Raw genomic sequence first — 19,975 nt, 5'->3', positions numbered from 1 at the left:
ATGGCAGTACAACCGATTACCTTGACAGAGACAGAGCATGACGATTTCGTCAAAGCACACGACCGCGGCGACTTGCTCCAACTTTCGAGTTGGGCAGACGTCAAAAAACAAAATGGTTGGTCCGCTGAGCGGATTGCCGTCGCTACAAATAGTGAGACGACAGGAGTGGCGCTTCTTTTATTCAAACAAGTGCCAAAGCTACCGTTCACGCTTTGTTACGCACCGCGCGGTTTCGTCGTCGATTACGATGACGTGGCATCATTGCGTGCCTTGACCGAGGAAGCGAAACGCGTCGCCAAACTGAAAAAGGCGATCGTCATCAAAATCGATCCGAACATCGACCGGGACGAAGTACCGGGCTTACTTACGGAAATGTCTAGCCTCGGTTTTACACATAAAGGGTACGGCGGCGGCTTTGACTATGCCCAACCCCGTTTCACGATGGAGACGGACCTCCGTCCGAGCGAGAAAGATATTTTCGCCAAGTTCCATCATAAGTTTCGCTATAACGTCCGTCTTGCCGAGCGTAAAGGGATTGTCTGTACTGAAGTCGGTCGGGACGGCTTGAAAACGTTCGCCGAACTGATGAAAGTCACAGGTGAGCGTGACGGCTTCGCCATTCGCGGGCTCGATTACTTCGAGAACTTATACGATTGCCTGCAGCCGAATGACGCTCGTTTATTTTTGACGAAACTTGAACCGAAACTCGCGCTCGATCAACAAATGGCGACGCTCGACAAAGCAAAACGGGATCTTGACAAGATCGAACGGTCTTTGGAAAAAGAAACGGTCGAGAAAAAACGGATCAGTTTGTCGAATCGTCAGAAACAGACGCGCGATCAACTCGTGAAAGCTGAAGCGGCCTTGCCGGAACTCGAACAGCTTCATGCCAGCTATCCGGACGGTCTCGTGTTATCGGGCGGCTTGTTGACGCTCGCCGGCCGCCGCTCGTATTACTTATACGGTGCTTCCTCGAACGAGTTTCGGGAGTTCATGCCGAACCACCTGATGCAATGGACGATGATGCAATCTGCCAAGGCAAGCGGTGCCGAGCGCTATGATTTCGGTGGTGTATCGGGCAGTACGGAGCCGGACGATGAATATGCGGGCCTGTATGCGTTTAAATCGGGCTGGGGCAGCGATCAAATCGAGAAAGTCGGCGAGTTCGACCTCGTCTTGAACCGGCCGCTCTACTTTGCCCTCGAGACAGGATTACCGCTCGTCAAAGGACTCCGTAAACGGTTAAGAAGATGAAATGGTCAGGCGTTTTGACGTTTGCGATGACGGCGTTTTTGATTGGGATCTTCTTGGCGTATACGTTCTCGCGGCCCGGACCAATGCCTTGGGTCGATGAACCGACGTTCGAAGCCGGGATGTGCGAACGGAGCCCGCGCTCGGAACAGACGATTGTCGACCGTAGTGACAAGGCGTTTGCCAACTTGCATCCTCATGTGCGTGATCGTGGCGAATCGTTCGTAAGACTGGCGTATTCATGTCTCGGGCTTGAAGTCCGCTTGACGTCAGGCTATCGTTCGGCCGATGAACAGAATGCGCTCTACGCGCAAGGACGCTCAAAACCAGGGCAAGTCGTGACGAACGCCAAGGCGGGACAAAGTTATCATAACTATGGACTCGCGGTCGATTTTGTCATCATCCACGATAACCGGGCCGACTACGATTTGAAAGCAGATCACAATAAGTCGGGGGAACCCGATTGGCAAGAACTCGGTGAACTCGGAAAAGCACTCGGCTTCGAATGGGGTGGGGATTGGAGAAGTTTTCCGGACTATCCTCACTTGCAGATGGACTTCGGCTTATCGGTTCGACAGCTCGCAGCTGGCAAGCGGCCGGACACTAAAGCGACGATGCCGCTCGCGGATGTGATGAAACCTCTAGTCGATTGAACGGAAATGGTGGCATATAAGCGTTTTTTCCGATACAATATTCAGTAGCGATAAGTGGACGAAACAGAATATGAATCATCTAGGAGGTTTTTGTTAGTGTCAAAGAAGAAGACTGAGAACGTTAGCGTCTTTGCGCTTGGTGGCGTAGGCGAAATCGGGAAGAACATGTACGTCGTGGAACTAGACGACGACATCTTCGTCATCGATGCCGGCCTTATGTTTCCAGGCGATGAGATGCTCGGGATTGATATCGTCATCCCGGACATTACGTATTTAAAAGAAAACAAAGATCGGGTACGCGCTATTTTCATCACCCATGGTCACGAAGACCATATCGGTGGACTCAGCTACGTACTCCGTGACTTGAAGCATGTCCCGGTCTACGGGACGAAATTGACGCTCGGTTTAATCGAGCTCAAGTTAAAAGAGGCGGGCTTACTGAAAGAAGTCGACCTTAGATTGATTGACGCTAAAACGAAATTGACTATCGCTGATCATTTCATCACTTTCTTCCGCGTCAACCATTCAATCCCTGACTGTGTCGGTGTCTGCATTCAAACGTCACAAGGCGCGATCGTTCATACCGGCGACTTTAAATTCGACTACACGCCGGTCGATGGGAAGCAGTCTGACTTTAACAAGTTAGCAGCCATCGGTCAGCGCGGTGTGCTCTGTTTATTGTCAGATTCAACAAACGCGGAACGACCAGGCCAAACAGGGTCTGAATCGTTAGTCGGTGCTGAATTAAACGATGTGATCTATCAAGCCGAGGGGCGTGTGATCGTCGCGTCGTTCGCTTCGAACGTTCATCGTTTGCAACAAGTATTTGCTGCAGCCGAGGCGAACGACCGTAAAGTCGCAGTCGTTGGACGCAGCATGGTTAACATCGTCGAAGTCGCACAACGTTTGAACTACCTTCGTTTCAAGCCGAAGACGCTCGTCGAGCTCTCGCAAGTGAACCGTTTGCCGGACGATAAAGTCGTCATCTTGACGACCGGTTCACAAGGTGAGCCGATGGCGGCTTTGACGCGCATGGCGCGTAACGCCCACAAACAAGTGAATATTCGCTTGAATGATACCGTGGTGATCGCGGCGACGCCAATTCCGGGTAACGAAAAATCGGTCTCGAAAACGATCGATCTCTTATTCCGTTCTGGTGCGAACGTCATCTATAACCAGCGTAAAGTGCACGTATCCGGTCACGGTTCGGCTGAAGAGCTCAAGCTCATGCTCAACCTCGTCAAGCCGAAATACTTCCTCCCGATTCACGGGGAGTACCGGATGCAGATGGCCCACTCGAAACTCGCCCAACAGGTCGGGATCAATTCGAGTAACATCTTTATCGTCGAGAAAGGTGACGTCGTCGAGTTCACGGGCCGTAAAGCCCGGATGAGCCGTAAAGTTCCTGCCGGCAACGTCTTGATCGATGGAATCGGTGTCGGGGACGTCGGGAATATCGTTCTCCGCGACCGTCGCCTCTTGTCGCAAGACGGTGTCGTCCTCTGTGTCGTCACGTTGAACCGTAAACAGAAGAAGTTGATTTCAGGCCCTGAACTCATCTCGCGTGGATTTGTCTATATGCGCGAATCAGAAGTGATGATCTCAGAAGCGAACCGGATTGTCACGAAACAGATTGAGAAGAGTCTCGAAGCTGGAAGTGATTGGACCGAATTGAAATCAAATATCCGCGAGCGGCTCAGCGTCTTCTTGTTTGAACAGACGAAACGTCGTCCGATGATCTTGCCGATCATCATGGAAATTTAAAGAATTGAGATCGAGGCAAAAGTCATCTGACTTTTGCCTCTTTTTTTAGGAGGAATAGAAGTTGGCACAAAAAACGAGAAAGACCCCGGTGAAGCGTAAGCCGCGACCGACGACGAGGAATCGTAAGCGGAAACAGCCAATCCCACTTCGTACATATGGTTGGGCCGGCTTTATCTTGTCGATGATCGCGTTCATCTTTTCGCTGTTCGAGTTCGGCTGGGTCGGGACTCAGACAGCGACGTTTGCGACGACGCTGTTTGGGGGCTGGGGTGCACTCACATATTTGATCGTCGCATTCATCTTGCTCGTATTCTTGAACGATTTCCGTCCGATCCAACGAGCCGGTATCTTCCTGCTGTTCGTGTCCTTCCTATTGTTCGGGGACATGGTGTGGGGAACGGAACGGGGAGTGGTGAACGGGGCGCTCTACGGATTGAACCAATACTTGCTATCGGACTTCGGGATTATCTTCCTTGGCATCATCAGCCTCGTCGTCGGTGTCTCGCTTCTGTCTCCGGCGATTTGGCGGACAATCGGGAACCGGTTGCTCGAAAGTTTCGTTGCGATTAAACAAGAATGGCGTGACCGAGAACGTACACCCGCCAAACCGAAACCGACTGAGAAGAAGCGGGTCGACGCACGCGCGTCCGAATCAACAGCTAAGCCTCAAGAAGTGGAGGCCGAGGCGGACGCCGTCGTCATGCATGATATTCCGATTGTCGGGTTTAGTGAGACCATCGACGCCGAGAAGCGTCAGAAAGTGTCTGACGAGACCGTGAAGAGCGAGGTCGTATCAGATATCCCGACCGAGGACATGATGATGACAGCGGCTCAGGACGTGTCTGCGACATACGAATTGCCGAAGTTCACGATTTTAAGTGAACCGGTCGTGACCGACTTGTCAGGAGAGAACGTACGATTGAAGGCGAACGCAACGAAACTCGTCCAAACGCTCAAGTCGTTCGGCGTCGGGGTGAAAGTGCTCAAAATCCATCTCGGTCCGACTGTCACGAAGTACGAGCTGCAACCGGACATCGGCGTCAAAGTGAGCCGGATCACCTCATTGAGTGATGATCTCGCACTCGCACTTGCCGCCAAAGACATTCGCATCGAAGCACCGATCCCAGGGAAGGCGGCCATCGGCATCGAAGTCCCGAACCAAGAAGTCGCGCCGGTCTGTCTGCGTGAGGTGTTAGAAGCGGAGCCTGTCAAACGCGATGAGGCACCGCTCCTCGTCGCGCTCGGTCGCAGTATTAGCGGTGAGACGGTCACGATCGCGTTGAACAAGATGCCTCATCTACTCGTCGCAGGGTCGACCGGCTCCGGGAAGTCGGTCTGTATCAATGGGATGATCGTGTCTATTTTGATGCGGACGCGGCCAGATCAAGTCCGCCTCATGATGATCGACCCGAAGATGGTCGAGTTGAACGTCTACAACGGCGTCCCGCATTTATTGACGCCGGTCGTGACGGATCCGAAAAAAGCGGCTCAAGCGCTCAAGCAAGTCGTTGCCGAGATGGAGCGCCGCTACGAGCTGTTTAGCCGCTACGGTGTCCGTAACATCGAGGGCTACAACGACCTCGTCGACAAGTCAGAGGACGAAGACGCTAAACGGCTCCCGTTCATCGTCGTCATCGTGGATGAGTTGGCCGACTTGATGATGGTCGCCTCAAACGACGTCGAGGACGCGATTATGCGGCTCGCCCAGATGGCACGAGCGGCCGGTATCCATATGGTGCTCGCCACGCAACGTCCATCCGTCGACGTCATCACGGGTGTCATTAAAGCGAACATCCCATCACGGATCGCGTTCGCGGTCTCGTCAGCGACCGATTCAAGAACGATCCTCGACGGCGGGGGGGCTGAGAAGCTGCTCGGGCGAGGTGATATGCTCATGCTTGCGAACGGAATGAACAAGCCGGTACGCGTCCAAGGGGCGTTCGTATCCGATCAGGAAGTCGAGACGGTCGTCAACCATGTCATCGCCCAGCAGCGGGCCCAGTACGTCGAGGCGATGATGCCAAAAGAAGAAGAAGTGACGACGATCGACTCGGACGACTCATTATTCGAAGAAGTCGTCCAATTCATCTTGACGCAAGAAACGGCGTCGACTTCGATGATTCAACGAAGATTCCGAATCGGTTATAACCGGGCGGCCCGCTTGATTGATTCGCTCGAACAAGCAGGGTACGTCGGTCCTTCGGAAGGATCGAAGCCACGGAAAGTACTCATTAACCAACAAGATGCATAATACGAAAAACGAACTATAAGGACGAATGCGTTCGAAATAGTTCGTTTTTTGTTTATTTTTAAAAGTATCGTCAATTCAGTTACCTCGCGTCGGATAAACATGTACAGTAGAAGTTATATAGCACATCTGGACTATATGACCTATTGAGACATACTACTGAAAACGTTGAAACGCTTTCATTTTTTAATACCGTTTTCATTTTACGATTTCTTTTCAAACACTCGTAGAACAGGTAATATAGACTAAGTGGTATACATAATCCCTTGGCTTTAAAACATTTCCTTGATTCCGAACAAAAAAGTATTGCGTTCTTTTTACGGAATCCCTATACTTAGAATTGGCAAGGACATTCATACGTCAGATGTCTGAGCACTGGTAAGAAATAGGTAAAGGTGGTGAGGCCCATGTCGATCAAGCTCGATCATCGCTTGCTCTATCTTCGCGTGATTGAGAAAATCAAGCAGGATATCGACGATGGTGTCTATCGTGAAGGAGAGAAACTTCCTTCAGAATTCGAGTTGTCGAAGCAACTAGGAGTCAGTCGAGCGACGCTCCGAGAAGCGCTTCGCATTCTCGAAGACGAGAAATTTGTCGTGCGGAAACATGGTGTCGGTACATTCATCAGTTCAAAACCCCCATTCACTTCTGGGATCGAGGAACTGTTCAGTGTCACGGACATGATCATGCGCGCCAAGATGACACCAGGAACAAAAGTATTGGTGGCCGAAAAAGTGTTAGCGACAGAGAGAGAAGCCGAGCGTCTGAAAATTGAACCGAACTCACCGATTTATCGGATTGTCCGGATTCGTTATGCAGATGAAACACCGGTCGTTTACTGTGTGGATAAAATTCCAGCCCATCTCGTCTCTAATCCTGAAGCGTTGACAGAAGGAAAGTCGTTATTCGATGCGCTTGAAAAAGAGGTAGGACGTCGGGTCGCATACGCGATCACGCACATCGAACCGAGTGTGAGTTCAGAGATCTCGACCCAACTTCAAACGGACCAACCGTTACTCGCTTTAAAACAACTGCATTACGATGAGAGCGATTTACCGTTGCTCGATTCGGCAAACTTTTTCCGAGCGGACCGCTTCGACTTCCACGTCGTTCGTAAACGCGTCTAAGCAAGTTCTTGTAAAGCGGAAATAGTTATTTTTGGGTAATGGCGTGAAAGCGCTTTCTTATACCGGTGTAAAGACGACTGATGACATGACAACCTTAATTGTTATGATCCGAAAGGGGAAACACGACGATGATGAACAAGAAAAAAACGATTCTTTCAGCTTTAGCAGCAGGTCTCACGCTCTCAACAGTACTTGCAGCATGCGGTGGGGATGACAACGAAGGTACTACTTCAAATGGCGAAGGCGGAGAAGGCAGCGACTTCAAAGTCGCGATGGTAACCGATACTGGCGGCGTTGACGACAAATCGTTCAACCAATCAGCTTGGGAAGGTCTTCAGAAGTTCGGAGCAGACAACAACTTGACTGAAAACGAAGGCTTCAAATATCTTCAATCTTCAAAACAAGCGGACTATCAGCCAAACTTGCAACAATTGGCACGCGATAACTTCAACTTGATCTACGGTATCGGTTTCTTGATGGGTGAAGATATCCAGAAAGTTGCCGAGCAGTTCCCAGACAACAACTTCGCGCTCGTCGACATGGTCGTTGACGCACCGAACGTCGCGTCGATCACGTTTAAAGAACAAGAAGGTTCGTTCCTCGTCGGTGTCGTCGCAGGTCTCACAACGAAAACGGACAAAGTCGGTTTCATCGGCGGCGTCGAGTCAGACTTGATCAAAAAGTTCGAAAATGGATATAAAGCGGGCGTCATGGCCGTCAACCCAGACGCGACAATTGACGTCAAGTACGCTGAAGACTTCAACTCGGCTGAAAAAGGAACGGCAATCTCTTCAGGGATGTATGGAGCAGGCTCTGACATCATCTATCACGCAGCAGGCGGAACGGGTGTAGGTGTCTTCACAGAAGCGAAAAACCGTAAGAAGAACGGCGAAGACGTATGGGTCATCGGCGTTGACCGTGACCAGTACGAAGAAGGACTTCCTGAAAACGTAACCCTTACTTCAATGGTCAAACGTGTTGATACGGCAACTTACGAAGTATCGAAACAGACGATGGATGGAAACTTCCCAGGTGGCGATATCATCGAATTCGGTTTGAAAGATGACGGCGTCGGTATCGCTGAAACATCTGACAAGCACGTATCTGCTGAGATTCTTGACAAAGTAGAAGAGTACCGTCAACAGTTGATCGACGGAGAACTTACGGCGCCAGCGACTGACGCTGAGTTCGAAGAGTTCATGAAAACAGTAAAATAATTCATTAAGTTAGGGGGGACCCATGCGGTCTCCCTTTACTTAAAGTTAGGGGTGGACTTTCTTGGAATATGTAATTGAAATGCTCAATATTCGCAAAGAGTTCGGAACGTTCGTAGCCAACGACAACATCACCCTCCAACTTCGCAAAGGCGAGATTCATGCGCTGCTCGGCGAGAACGGTGCCGGGAAATCAACGCTTATGAACGTCTTGTTCGGTCTCTACCAACCAGAAGGTGGAGAGATTCGAGTGCGCGGGGAGAAAGTGAATATTGAAAATCCGAACATCGCCAACGAACTTGGAATCGGCATGGTACACCAACACTTCATGCTCGTCGAGAAGTTCACGGTGACCGAGAACATCATCCTCGGGTCTGAACCGAGAAGTGGATTGACGGTCGACCGGGCGACGGCTCGTAAAAAAGTAATGGACATCTCGGAGCAATACGGTCTTCGCATCGATCCTGATGCTAAAATCGAGGATATTTCGGTTGGGATGCAACAACGTGTCGAAATTTTAAAAACGCTTTACCGCGGGGCTGAAATCTTGATTTTTGATGAGCCGACCGCTGTTTTGACGCCGCAAGAAATCCAAGAACTCATTCAAATCATGAAGCGGCTCATTGAAGAAGGCAAATCGATCATCTTGATCACGCATAAATTAAAAGAAATCATGCAAGTCGCCGACCGCTGTACGGTCATTCGTCGCGGACGCTATATCGGTACCGTCGAAGTCGACGAGACCGTGAATGAAGATAGCTTAGCCGAGATGATGGTCGGGCGTGAGGTAAACTTTGATGCGGAATATTCCAAGGCAAATCCACAGCAAGTCGTGCTCGACGTTCAACAGCTCGTCGTCAAAGACAGCCGCGGACTGAAAGTCGTCGAGGGCTTGGATTTACAAATTCGTTCTGGAGAGATTCTCGGTATCGCCGGGATCGACGGGAACGGTCAGACCGAATTAATTGAAGCGCTTTCAGGTCTGAAAAAGCCTGAAGCAGGTAAAATCTTATTGAACGGGAAAGACGTGACCGGCTTCACGCCGCGTAAAGTGACAGAGTCCGGTGTCGGGCACATCCCACAAGACCGTCACAAGCACGGACTCGTCCTCGACTACTCGATCCGTGACAATATGGTGCTCCAAACGTACTATAAAGAGCCGTTCTCAAAGCGTGGCTTGATGAACTATAAAGCCGTCGCTGAGAAAGCGAAAGCGTTGATTGAGAAGTTTGACGTCCGAACTCCATCGATCGACGTGCCGGCCCGTGCTCTATCTGGCGGTAACCAGCAAAAAGCGATCATCGCCCGGGAAGTCGACCGGTCACCAGACTTGTTGATCGCCGCGCAACCGACACGGGGGCTCGATGTCGGAGCCATCGAATTCATTCACGAGCAACTCATTAAAGAACGGGAGAAAGGACGTGCCGTCCTGCTCATCTCGTTCGAGCTTGAAGAAATCCTTCACGTCTCCGACCGGATCGCCGTTTTATACGAAGGAAAGATCGTCGGAATTCGCGATCCGAAAGAAACGACCGAGCAAGAGCTTGGCTTCTTGATGGCCGGCGGTAAGAGAGGGGAAGAAACAGTATGAACAAGCTAGCATATAATCGACTTCTCATCCCGCTTTTGTCGATCTTGATGGGACTACTTGTCGGTGCGATCGTCATGCTCATCGGTGGTTACAACCCGGTCCAAGGGTTCTCATCACTTTTCAGCGGCATGGTCGGCAGCCCGTATGCGATCGGTGAGACGCTCCGTGCGGCAGCACCGCTCATTTTCTCAGGTTTGGCCGTCGCGTTCGCGTTCCGGACCGGACTGTTCAACATCGGGGTCGAAGGTCAAGTCTTGATCGGGTGGGTGGCAGCGGTTTATGTCGGGATCAATTTTGACTTGCCGATGTTCATTCACTTGCCGCTCGCGCTTCTCGCGGCCATGTTCGCGGCAGCGCTATGGGCGTTCGTTCCTGGTTTCTTGAAAGCCAAGTTCCACGTCCATGAAGTTATCACGTCAATCATGATGAACTATATCGCCCTCTACACGACGAACGCGATTTTGCGTAGTGTCATCGGTGTGACGAACGAACGGACCGAAGATATTAAAGACTCGGCCTCGCTCGCCTCACCGATGTTGCAAGAATTGACGACGTTCTCGCGTCTGCACTGGGGTATTCTCATCGCCGTGCTCGCAGCGATCGTCTATTACTACATCTTACAACGGACGACGCTCGGGTATGAGCTTCGTGCCGTCGGATTTAACAAACACGCCTCGCAATATGCGGGGATGAGCGTTAACCGGAACATCATTCTCTCGTTCGTCATCTCTGGAATGTTCGCCGGACTTGCCGGCGCGATGGAAGGTCTCGGGACGTTCAACGGAATGACGCTCAGCGCGTCGTTCACCGGCGTCGGATTCGACGGGATCGCTGTCGCCCTGCTCGGTGCGAACACGGCGGTCGGTGTCTTCCTGGCAGCCATCTTGTTCGCCGGGCTTAACATCGGCGGACTTGCGATGCAACTCGGGGCCAACATCCCGTCTGAACTCGTCAAAGTCATCATTGCCGCCATCGTCATCTTCGTGGCGTCAGGGTATGCTTTAAACTATGTGATTGAAAAACTTAAAGGAAACCGTAAGAAAGGAGTGGAGAAAAAATGAGCTTCTTAGAAGTACTCTACATCGTCGTTCCGGTTGCGTTAGCCTATGCGACTCCACTCATCATCGCGGCGCTCGGCGGCATTTTCAGTGAACGTTCGGGTGTCGTCAACATCGCTCTAGAAGGCATCATGGTCATCGGTGCGGCGACGGGGATCATCGTCACGCTCACACTGACCGATATGGGATTTGGCGGGCTCAGCCCGTGGCTCTCACTGTTGATCGCCATGGTCGTCGGCGCGCTGTTCTCGCTATTCTTGGCCGTTCCTGCCATCCTCTGGCGGGCTGACCAAACCGTTCTCGGTGTCGCAATCAACATGCTTGCCGTCGGGCTCGCCATCTTCGTCGTTCGGGTTCTTTACAATAAAGGACAGACCGATTTCATCGAATATCGGATCGCCAAAGAGAACGTGCCGATTCTGTCGGACATCCCGGTGCTCCGCATGTTCTTCATCAACGTCCAATACACGTCGTTCATCGCGATCATCCTCGCGTTCGTCGTCTGGTTCGTCATCTTCAAGACGCCGTTCGGTCTTCGCCTTCGTTCGGTCGGTGAGCATCCGATGGCGGCGGACACGATGGGGATCAACGTCACGAAGATGCGCTTCATGGGCGTCATGCTCTCAGGTGCGTTCGGTGGTTTGGCTGGTGCGGTCTATGCCGTCACGGTTACGACCAACTTCAGTGGGACGACGATCGTCGGACAAGGTTTCCTCGCCATTGCCGCGATGATCTTCGGAAAATGGAACCCGCTCGGTGCCCTAGGCGCTGGTTTATTCTTCGGGTTCGCCCAAGCGCTATCGATCATCGGCAGTAACTTGCCGGTCATCAATAACGTACCGCAAGTATTGCTCTTGATCGCGCCGTACGCGTTGACGATCCTCGCCCTAGCAGGTGTCGTCGGACGAGCGGACGCTCCGAGATCAGTTGGTATCCCGTATATTAAAGGGAAACGCTGACGAGGGAAAGGACATATGTCTCGTTTTGCCAAGGTTGTTTGACGCTTAAGTCAAACAACCTTTTTTGTTATACTGGTGTAGAGGTGAGACAATTGAAACAATGGTGGCAACTACTGCTCGTTCTCGTGCTGAGCGTTTCGTTAGCCGGTTGCTCGGTCGATGACTGGTTCGCCGAGCAAATCGAGCCGCCGGAATCGCTCGTCGAACTCGAGTCGGATTACCCGGCAGCGGACGTCGGGACAAAAGTTAAAGCGCCGATCGGCAAGACGGAGACAGTCACGTTAGACCGCGTCATCGATGGCGATACGCTTAAAGTCGAGTTTGAGAGCGGTGCGACCGAGTCGATTCGACTCCTGCTCGTCGACACGCCTGAGACGAGTCATCCGACGTTGCCGGTCCAACCGTTCGGTGAGGACGCGAAGGCGTTCGTCGCGCGTTGGTTACCGGAAGGTGAGACGATCGTCCTCGAGTACGACGTCGGGCGCTACGACCGCTATCAGCGGACGCTCGCTTACGTATGGTATGATGATGCGATGCTCAATGAAGAGCTGCTGCGTCGCGGTCTCGCACGCGTCGCGTACGTTTACGCCCCGAACACCCAGCACATCGATGCGTTCCGCGATGTCGAACGCGCGGCCCGGCGCGAGCTGCTCGGCATTTGGAGCATCGAGGACTACGTGACGGGCAACGGTTTCGACCATGAAGCGGCGCGACCGGCGAAACCTCGATCGGAGCCGAGCGAAGCGTGTGACATTAAAGGGAACATTAATCGGGAAGGTGAGAAAATTTATCACGTGCCTGGCGGTGCGAGCTATGAACGCACGAACCCGGAGGAAATGTTCTGTACGGAAGGAGAGGCCGAGGCGGCAGGGTTTAGAAGAGCGGCCCGTTAAAAAAAGACATGTGTGTCAACTTGACACACATGTCTCTCTTATTCGTATTTGAGTGCGTCGCCATCGAACGATTCGTCAGCGACTTTGATTGAGTCGGTCGGACATCCTTCGAACGCGTCCATCAAATCTTCCGACAGTTCGTCAGGTACTTCGACTGTGCCTGTGTTGTCGTCCATCAAGTTGAAGGCGAGACCTTCGTCATCATAGTCGAAGATGTCGGGAGCAGCTGCTCCGCAAGCACCACATGCGATACATGTATCTTTGTCAACGATAGTAAATTTTGCCATTTGTAACCCTCCAAACGTTTCGTCTCTCTGCATAGAAATGACTTTCTACTGACTATGAGTAATTGTAGTCTACATACCCTAATATTTCAATGAGGAAACGAATAACGTTTTGGAGGGATAGTGATAATGAGAGAGGGTGGAAGGATGGTTCATTTAGCCGACGGAGTGTTGCTCCTATCGATTCAACGCTTAAAAGGGGAGCGCAGCGAACGTAGCCTGTTTCACGTTTTAAACGGAAAACGTTCGGCGACGACGCTCCAAGATGCTTTTTTTTATGACCTTGAACCGATTTTCGGACTGTTCCCTTATACGAAATATGATTATGAGAAGCTGTTAGTCTCGTTTGAGAAAAGAGGCTGGCTCAATCGGGCGACGTTCACGTTAACCGAAGCCGGAAGTATGCTCGCTAGTCCGGACGCGGTCAGCCAGTTGTTTGACCGGCTCGGTGGCGAGTACCGGGACTATACGACGATGACATGGAAACGTCTCAGTTTATTTATCCAGACGTTCATGTCACTCGAACACGAGCGCACGTTTTATCCGGTTCAAGCCGATCGGATGGCCGAGCGGTGGGTCAAGCAAATCGTGCGAACGGAACGAGAGTGGAAAGAACTGATCGCCTCGTTTCATCAAGAACTCGAAACAGCGCTTGAAACGGTCGGTGATCCATATGCGACGGCAGTCGTCTATCGTTTCACCGGGGCGTTCGAGACGGGATACACGTATGAACAGATCGCGACGCTCCTTGACGTCGATGCTCGGACGGCACGGCTTTATTTCTTGGCCGGATGGAACGCGCTGTTACGGACTGTGCCGCGAGATGCCAAAATACTAGGGTTTGCCCACGGATTGTCGGATGAGCGGATGACGTTATCGGCGCGTGAATCGTTCGATTTGTTTTCGGCCGGTCGCACGTTCGCGCAAGTACAATCGATCAGGCGCCTGCGCACGAGCACAATCGAAGACCACGTCGTCGAGATGGCGATGTATTTGGACGACTTCCCGCTCGATCAATTCGTGCCAGCCGACGCGATTGCCGAAGTCGAACGGTTACGGGAAGAAGACAGCTGGGCGCTAAAGCCGATCTTCGAGAAAACCGACAATCTCAGTTACTTCCAAATTCGGTTAGTGTTCGCGAGATTGAAACGAGGTGAGACATTTGTATGAAAAAACGTTGAAGCGTGTGTTCGGTCACGAGACGTTTCGTCCCGGACAGCGTGACGTCATCGAAGCGGTCGCCGAAGGGCAGGACGTGTTGGCGATCATGCCGACGGGTGCCGGGAAATCATTGACGTTCCAACTCCCGTCGTATTTAAAGAACGAAGGCTTGACGATTATCGTCTCGCCGCTCTTGTCGTTGATCGAAGACCAAATGCTCCATATTCGGGAGCGCGGCGAGCGTGGCGTGGCGAGGCTGACGTCGATGGAGACGTTAGAAGAGAAACAAGACATACTGAATCATTTGAAGCGCTATCGGTTCTTATACCTATCTCCCGAACAGCTTGCCGTACCGCACGTGACCCGGGCGCTCGCAAGGACTCCGATTCAAATGCTCGTCATCGATGAAGCGCACTGTATCTCGCAATGGGGTCACGAGTTCAGGCCGGAATACGCACGGCTCGGGGAGCTCCGTAAACAACTCGGAAGCCCGCAATGCATGGCCGTCACGGCGACGGCCCCGGAAAACGTGAAACGGGACATTATTGAAAAACTAGCTTTATTCTCGCCGTCCCAATTCGTCCATTCGGCCAATCGACCTGAGATCCGTCTCATCGTCGAACGGCTCGAGACGGAACGAAAGATGCCGCGACTGATCGAACTCGTTCGAGAAGTGCCGACACCGGCCGTCATCTATACGGCGACACGACGGGAAGCTGAAGCGCTCGCGCTTCAACTCGATGACGCCTTGTTTTATCACGGCGGGATGTCGACCGAGGATCGGCGCCTCGTTCAATCGCAGTTTTTACGCGACGAAGTCGCGATCATGGTATGTACGAGTGCGTTCGGGATGGGCGTCAACAAAGATAACGTGCGCTCTGTCATCCATTTCCAACTGCCGGCGACGCTCGAGGCGTATATGCAAGAGATCGGCCGGGCCGGCCGGGACGGCGAACCGGCGTTTGCCGTCTTACTGTATGCCGAAGGGGATGAACGGATCCAACAGTTTTTAATCGATCAACAGTACCCGAAAGATAAAGACATCCGCATAGCTTATCTAGAACGGGACAACGGCACGAGTTTGTCGCAATTACCGCGGCTGTTGAAGATGAACGAGGAAGATCCGGTATGGGGCTTGCTAAACCAAATGCTCGCCGAACGCACGCTTGCCGATGCGGTCAATTGGGTAAAAGAGAGAAAGCGGGCCCGGTACCGCCAGCTCGGTCAAATGATCGACTACGCGCTTATCAAGAAGTGCCGACGCGACTACTTGCTGAATTACTTTTCGGAGCAACCGGTCAAACAAGCCGATTGCTGTGACGTCTGTGGTGAGATTTCATTCCCGCCGTCGGTTCAAGTTGTGTCTAAAAATGTGACAGATTGGAAACATCGGTTGGCGCGCATCTTTTCCTTTGATTGATATCATAGTAAAATGATAAAAAAGGTAAAGGAGGGCACACGTTGCGACATCGAAACCAAGCAGATTCTCTTCGTGAAAAAGTCGTGGACACGTTGCCGTCTCGGTCGGAACGGCAAGAGCACGAGCGGAAAGAAAAATTGAATGATAATTGGTTGAAACGACCGCTGGCTATGATGCTGACTTTGACGATGTTTGCGATTATCCTCGCATTTTTATATATAGGACGTCATACATTATTTTTCTGATGATACGGTGGAGACGCCGTATTTTTTATTTTGTTTCAACATCCTCGCGATGTTTACTTGAATTGGAAAAGTCACACCTGTTTCTCACAAATTTGCACAATAAAACAGGTAAAGCTGAAATGATGGGTCTATACTTAAAGGGAAGAACCTGTAGGAGAGGAGGGCTGCTATGCCGAAGTACTCCATCAAGACGGTCGCGTCACTGACCGGTGTGAACCCGACGACGATTCGGGCTTGGGAGCGTCGTTATCAGTTTATCGAGCCGAGTCGGACCGATTCGGGTCACCGGTTGTATTCCGACCAAGACGTCGAAAAAATCAAATGGGTCGTTGAAAAACAACGCGAAGGGTTGACCGTCTCGCAAGCGATTCAGCAACTTCACGAGGCACCGAAGCCGAAGCCTGCTCGTCTCTACGACGAAGAATTGAAGGATGGATTAATGGACGCGCTGCTCAAATTTGATGAACGGAAAGCGCACGATTTGATGAACCGTGCCTTCAACACGTTCAGTTTTGAAAAAGTGACGAAAGATATCATTAGCCCGTTGCTGATGGATATCGGCACGCGCTGGGAAAATGGGAAGGTCACGATCGCGCACGAACACTTTGCGACGTCCTTTTTCCGAGCCCGCTTGTCGACGTTGTCTCTTCAAATGCCGATGAATCCATTTTTGCCCCGGATCATTTGCGTCTGCGCCCCGGGTGAGATGCATGAAATCGGCCTTTTGTTCGTGACACTCTATTTAAGACAATACGGCTTTGACGTCATTTTCCTCGGATCGGGGTTCCCGAAAGAGGATTTGAGCATGGCGCTCCATGATATCGACGCGAAATGTTTAATCTTTTCATGTACGTTGACTGAGCACATTGCCAATCTTCAAGAAGCGATGCGTTACATTCAAGCGGAGCATCCAGACCTCGTCATCGGTGCGGGTGGATACGCCGTCAGTCAACAAGCGTCGCAATTTGAAGGAGCGTTTCTAGGAGATACGCCCGAAGCTTGGAACGAGTGGTTGTCAACCATTTGACAGGTCGACAAAACGGGAGTAGCTTATTAAGTAGAATGATTTTTCTTTGGAGGTTTTCGTTTGAGATTTGAAAAACAGACAAAAGAACATTTGAGGGTATACTTGACTGCGAGCGACTTATCGATTCGAGGGATCGCTATCGATACGATTGTCGGAGAGAGCGGTCAAGAACTATGGCGGGAATTGCTTGAAACGGCCGAGGCCGAATATGGGTTCATGCCGCAAGGTGCTGTCGACTTGAATGTGACGATGTTTCCACGCGATGGACTCGTCATCGATGTTCAAAAAGTCGATGCGGTCGTCGCGGAGTCGGATCAAGAACAAGTCGAGATTCGCTTGACGATCGATGTGATCCACCATTTGATTTATCAGTTTGACGATATTGAAGACGTGATCAATGCGTCGATTTGTGCGTTTCCGCATATGCAAGATACCGACCAAGGTGGGGCACTCTATCATTATGACGGCCGCTACTACTTACATTTTGTAGAAGTTCTCAAACCGCAAGTCGAGGAACGGCTCGCCGCCATCCTGTCTGAATATGGCAAGACGACGACCGTCAGCCCGTATCTCATGATGGAGTACGGGAAGACCATCCAAACTGAACAAGCAGTGAAACAGCTGTACGATACGTTCGCGTAAGTACGGCTTTTTTACTATTCTGTTTCTATTGTTTTCAGCTGACACATGGTATGATAAAACTTGAATTTTTGAGAAGTTAGCTGAAGGAGAGATATGATGAAAGTCGCTGTTTTATATGGTGGAGTATCGGGTGAGCGTGAAGTGTCGCTTACGAGTGGTAAAGGTATGATCGAAGCGTTAGAGGCACGGGGTCATGAAGTCGTGGCCATCGATTTTCACCCGGATCGGGCTGAAGAGTTATTGACGCTTCAAGCAGACGTCGTCGTCAGTGCCCTGCACGGCAAGTATGGAGAAGACGGTCGCGTCCAGTCGCTCCTCGAGATGGCGCAGCTCCCTTATACAGGGTCGGGCGTCTTGGCTTCGGCTCTCGCGATGGACAAGGCACGCGCGAAAATCATTTTCGCCGCTTCAGGTATTCGTGTCGCCCGTGACGTCCTCGTCCAAGCAGGGGATGACCTCGATTTGAAAGTGGCCGAATGGGGCGGCGAGTTTCCTTGCGTCGTCAAACCGGCGCAAGAAGGCTCTTCGAACGGACTGACGATCGCGACCGACGAGTCGATGCTACGCGCGGGCATCGCCAAGGCGTTCCAATGTGATACGGCCGTGTTGGTCGAACAGTACATCAAAGGTCGTGAGCTGACCGTTCCGGTGCTCGGCAACCGTGGGAACGAGCACGCCCTCCCGGTCATCGAGATCATCCCGAAGAATGAATTTTACGACTACGAGTCTAAGTATTCGGAAGGCGGGTCGATTCACGTCTGTCCGGCGGAGTTGCCGGAGGCGTTGACGAAAGAAGTGCAAGCGGCCGCGATTGAGGCGCACCGTGCCCTCGGCTGCAGCGGCTATTCACGTTCTGATTTCTTAGTGTCGGAGCAAGGATTGGCCTACATCCTCGAGACGAACACGCTCCCGGGGATGACGCCGCTCAGTCTGTTCCCGGACAGTGCGAACGTCGCCGGTATTTCTTACGGTGAATTGCTAGAGCGTTTCATCGCGCTCGCCTTAGAAAAATAAGAAGGGATTCCCCTTCTCCGCTTTTTAGAAAACGCTTTCATTATTTTTGTAAAACCCTTTCAAAATGCTTGCTTATCGGCTATACTTTTAAACGAATACGAGGTTGATTCTTGGGGGAGAATTGACAATTTAGGGGAGGAAACCTTCATGATTACGGATCAAGAAAAAGGTCATCAAAAACGAAAAAACATCCTTGAATCGACACAGGAAGTTGTCCACGAGGCGCTCGAGAAACTCGGTTATCCAGAAGAGATGTACGAGCTGTTGAAAGAGCCGCTTCGGATGTTGACCGTGCGTATCCCTGTCCGCATGGACGACGGTTCGACGAAGATCTTCACTGGCTATCGGGCGCAACATAACGATGCTGTCGGCCCGACGAAAGGTGGGATTCGCTTCCACCCGAGCGTGACGGAAGTAGAAGTCAAGGCGCTGTCGATATGGATGAGCCTGAAGGCCGGTATCGTCGACCTTCCTTACGGTGGCGGTAAAGGGGGCATCGTTTGCGATCCGCGTGAGATGAGTTTCCGTGAAATCGAACGGTTGAGCCGCGGCTACGTCCGGGCGATCAGCCAAATCGTAGGTCCGACCAAAGATATCCCGGCGCCTGACGTGTTTACGAACTCGCAGATCATGGCATGGATGATGGATGAGTACAGCCGTATCGATGAATTCAACTCACCGGGCTTCATCACCGGTAAGCCGCTCGTGCTCGGTGGTTCACACGGTCGCGAGACGGCGACGGCAAAAGGTGTCGCCATCATGATCCGGGAGGCGTCGCTTCGCCGTGGGATCGAGTTGAAAGGCGCGCGCGTCGTCGTCCAAGGATTTGGAAACGCCGGCAGCTTCTTATCGAAGTTCATGCACGACGTGGGAGCGAAAGTCATCGCTGTCAGTGACGCGTATGGCGCGATCTATGATGAGAACGGACTTGACATCCCGTATTTGCTCGATCGACGCGACTCGTTCGGGACGATCTCGACACTGTTCAAAAACACGATTTCGAACAAAGAGATGCTCGAGCTCGACTGTGACATTTTAGTCCCGGCCGCGATCGAGAACCAGATCACTGAAGATAACGCCGATAACATCAAAGCGTCGATCATCGTCGAGGCGGCGAACGGACCGACGACGAACGAAGCGACGCGTATTTTGACAGAACGCGGCATCTTGCTCGTCCCTGACGTCCTCGCTTCAAGCGGTGGCGTGACAGTCTCTTACTTCGAATGGGTCCAAAACAATCAAGGTTATTACTGGACGGAAGAAGAAGTCGAAACGAAGCTTGAAAAAGTGCTCGTCCATTCGTTCAATACGGTATACAACACGTCATCAGCCCGGAAAGTCGACATGCGTCTCGCTGCCTATATGGTCGGTGTCCGTAAAATGGCGGAGGCCTCACGCTTCCGTGGCTGGGTGTGATAGCGACT

General features: G+C 51.8%; 17 protein-coding genes and 1 pseudogene. 17 read left to right on the top strand and 1 reads right to left on the bottom strand.

Annotation, left to right across the window (positions count from 1 at the left end):
- The 10 genes and pseudogenes from BJU60_RS03255 (at position 1) to BJU60_RS03210 (ending at position 12,758) form a co-directional block, all read left to right on the top strand.
- Positions 1–1,254 carry a lipid II:glycine glycyltransferase FemX gene (locus BJU60_RS03255; RefSeq protein ID WP_070327458.1) on the top strand — a complete coding sequence of 418 codons (1,254 nt, stop codon included), beginning with the start codon at positions 1–3 and terminating at the stop codon, positions 1,252–1,254.
- On the top strand, positions 1,251–1,904 hold the full coding sequence (locus tag BJU60_RS03250; RefSeq protein WP_070327457.1) for a M15 family metallopeptidase: 654 nt from the start codon (positions 1,251–1,253) through the stop codon (positions 1,902–1,904). Before BJU60_RS03255 ends, BJU60_RS03250 begins: the two co-directional genes overlap by 4 nt.
- Positions 1,905–2,000: 96 nt before the next feature.
- Positions 2,001–3,668, top strand: a complete 1,668-nt coding sequence (locus tag BJU60_RS03245; RefSeq protein WP_070327456.1) for a ribonuclease J — start codon at positions 2,001–2,003, stop codon at positions 3,666–3,668.
- An 841-nt stretch (positions 3,669–4,509) separates the two neighbouring features.
- Positions 4,510–5,919 (top strand): annotated as a pseudogene (locus tag BJU60_RS15485) (DNA translocase FtsK); the annotation flags it as partial.
- A 404-nt stretch (positions 5,920–6,323) separates the two neighbouring features.
- Positions 6,324–7,043, top strand: a complete 720-nt coding sequence (locus BJU60_RS03235; RefSeq protein ID WP_016510124.1) for a GntR family transcriptional regulator — start codon at positions 6,324–6,326, stop codon at positions 7,041–7,043.
- Between the two features lie 131 nt (positions 7,044–7,174).
- A complete protein-coding gene (locus BJU60_RS03230) occupies positions 7,175–8,260 on the top strand; it encodes a BMP family lipoprotein (protein WP_070327944.1) in 1,086 nt (361 codons plus the stop codon).
- A gap of 61 nt (positions 8,261–8,321) precedes the next feature.
- Entirely contained in the window at positions 8,322–9,848 is a 1,527-nt protein-coding gene (locus tag BJU60_RS03225) for an ABC transporter ATP-binding protein (protein WP_070327454.1), read from the top strand.
- Positions 9,845–10,909, top strand: a complete 1,065-nt coding sequence (locus tag BJU60_RS03220) for an ABC transporter permease (protein ID WP_070327453.1) — start codon at positions 9,845–9,847, stop codon at positions 10,907–10,909. Before BJU60_RS03225 ends, BJU60_RS03220 begins: the two co-directional genes overlap by 4 nt.
- A complete protein-coding gene (locus BJU60_RS03215; protein WP_070327452.1) occupies positions 10,906–11,865 on the top strand; it encodes an ABC transporter permease in 960 nt (319 codons plus the stop codon). The genes BJU60_RS03220 and BJU60_RS03215 overlap by 4 nt, the downstream gene beginning before the upstream one ends.
- An 83-nt stretch (positions 11,866–11,948) precedes the next feature.
- A complete protein-coding gene (locus BJU60_RS03210) occupies positions 11,949–12,758 on the top strand; it encodes a thermonuclease family protein (RefSeq protein ID WP_070327451.1) in 810 nt (269 codons plus the stop codon).
- 38 nt (positions 12,759–12,796) lie between these two features.
- Here BJU60_RS03210 and BJU60_RS03205 read toward each other — a convergent pair whose 3' ends face one another.
- Entirely contained in the window at positions 12,797–13,045 is a 249-nt protein-coding gene (locus BJU60_RS03205) for a ferredoxin (RefSeq protein ID WP_016510114.1), read from the bottom strand.
- A gap of 144 nt (positions 13,046–13,189) precedes the next feature.
- Between BJU60_RS03205 and BJU60_RS03200 the strand changes: the two genes are divergently transcribed.
- The 7 genes from BJU60_RS03200 to BJU60_RS03170 all read left to right on the top strand — a co-directional run bounded on the left by BJU60_RS03200 (position 13,190) and on the right by BJU60_RS03170 (position 19,967).
- Positions 13,190–14,212 carry a helix-turn-helix domain-containing protein gene (locus tag BJU60_RS03200; RefSeq protein ID WP_070327450.1) on the top strand — a complete coding sequence of 341 codons (1,023 nt, stop codon included), beginning with the start codon at positions 13,190–13,192 and terminating at the stop codon, positions 14,210–14,212.
- Complete coding sequence (locus BJU60_RS03195; RefSeq protein ID WP_083273964.1) at positions 14,196–15,623, top strand: RecQ family ATP-dependent DNA helicase; 1,428 nt, start codon at positions 14,196–14,198, stop codon at positions 15,621–15,623. The genes BJU60_RS03200 and BJU60_RS03195 overlap by 17 nt, the downstream gene beginning before the upstream one ends.
- Before the next feature lie 41 nt (positions 15,624–15,664).
- Positions 15,665–15,868, top strand: a complete 204-nt coding sequence (locus BJU60_RS03190) for a hypothetical protein (RefSeq protein ID WP_070327448.1) — start codon at positions 15,665–15,667, stop codon at positions 15,866–15,868.
- A 169-nt stretch (positions 15,869–16,037) separates the two neighbouring features.
- Positions 16,038–16,895 carry a MerR family transcriptional regulator gene (locus BJU60_RS03185; protein WP_070327447.1) on the top strand — a complete coding sequence of 286 codons (858 nt, stop codon included), beginning with the start codon at positions 16,038–16,040 and terminating at the stop codon, positions 16,893–16,895.
- A 60-nt stretch (positions 16,896–16,955) separates the two neighbouring features.
- On the top strand, positions 16,956–17,537 hold the full coding sequence (locus BJU60_RS03180) for an adaptor protein MecA (protein ID WP_070327446.1): 582 nt from the start codon (positions 16,956–16,958) through the stop codon (positions 17,535–17,537).
- Between the two features lie 96 nt (positions 17,538–17,633).
- Positions 17,634–18,551, top strand: coding sequence for a D-alanine--D-alanine ligase (locus BJU60_RS03175; RefSeq protein WP_070327445.1), 918 nt, complete (start codon positions 17,634–17,636; stop codon positions 18,549–18,551).
- 147 nt (positions 18,552–18,698) lie between these two features.
- Complete coding sequence (locus BJU60_RS03170; protein WP_070327444.1) at positions 18,699–19,967, top strand: Glu/Leu/Phe/Val family dehydrogenase; 1,269 nt, start codon at positions 18,699–18,701, stop codon at positions 19,965–19,967.
- Positions 19,968–19,975: the final 8 nt, after the last annotated feature.

Source organism: Exiguobacterium aurantiacum (genome assembly GCF_001766415.1).
In the GTDB taxonomy this organism is placed as follows: Bacteria; Bacillota; Bacilli; order Exiguobacteriales; family Exiguobacteriaceae; genus Exiguobacterium; species Exiguobacterium aurantiacum_A.
Note: the sequence above shows the minus strand (reverse complement) of the source record. Positions and strands in the feature narration are given on the sequence as shown.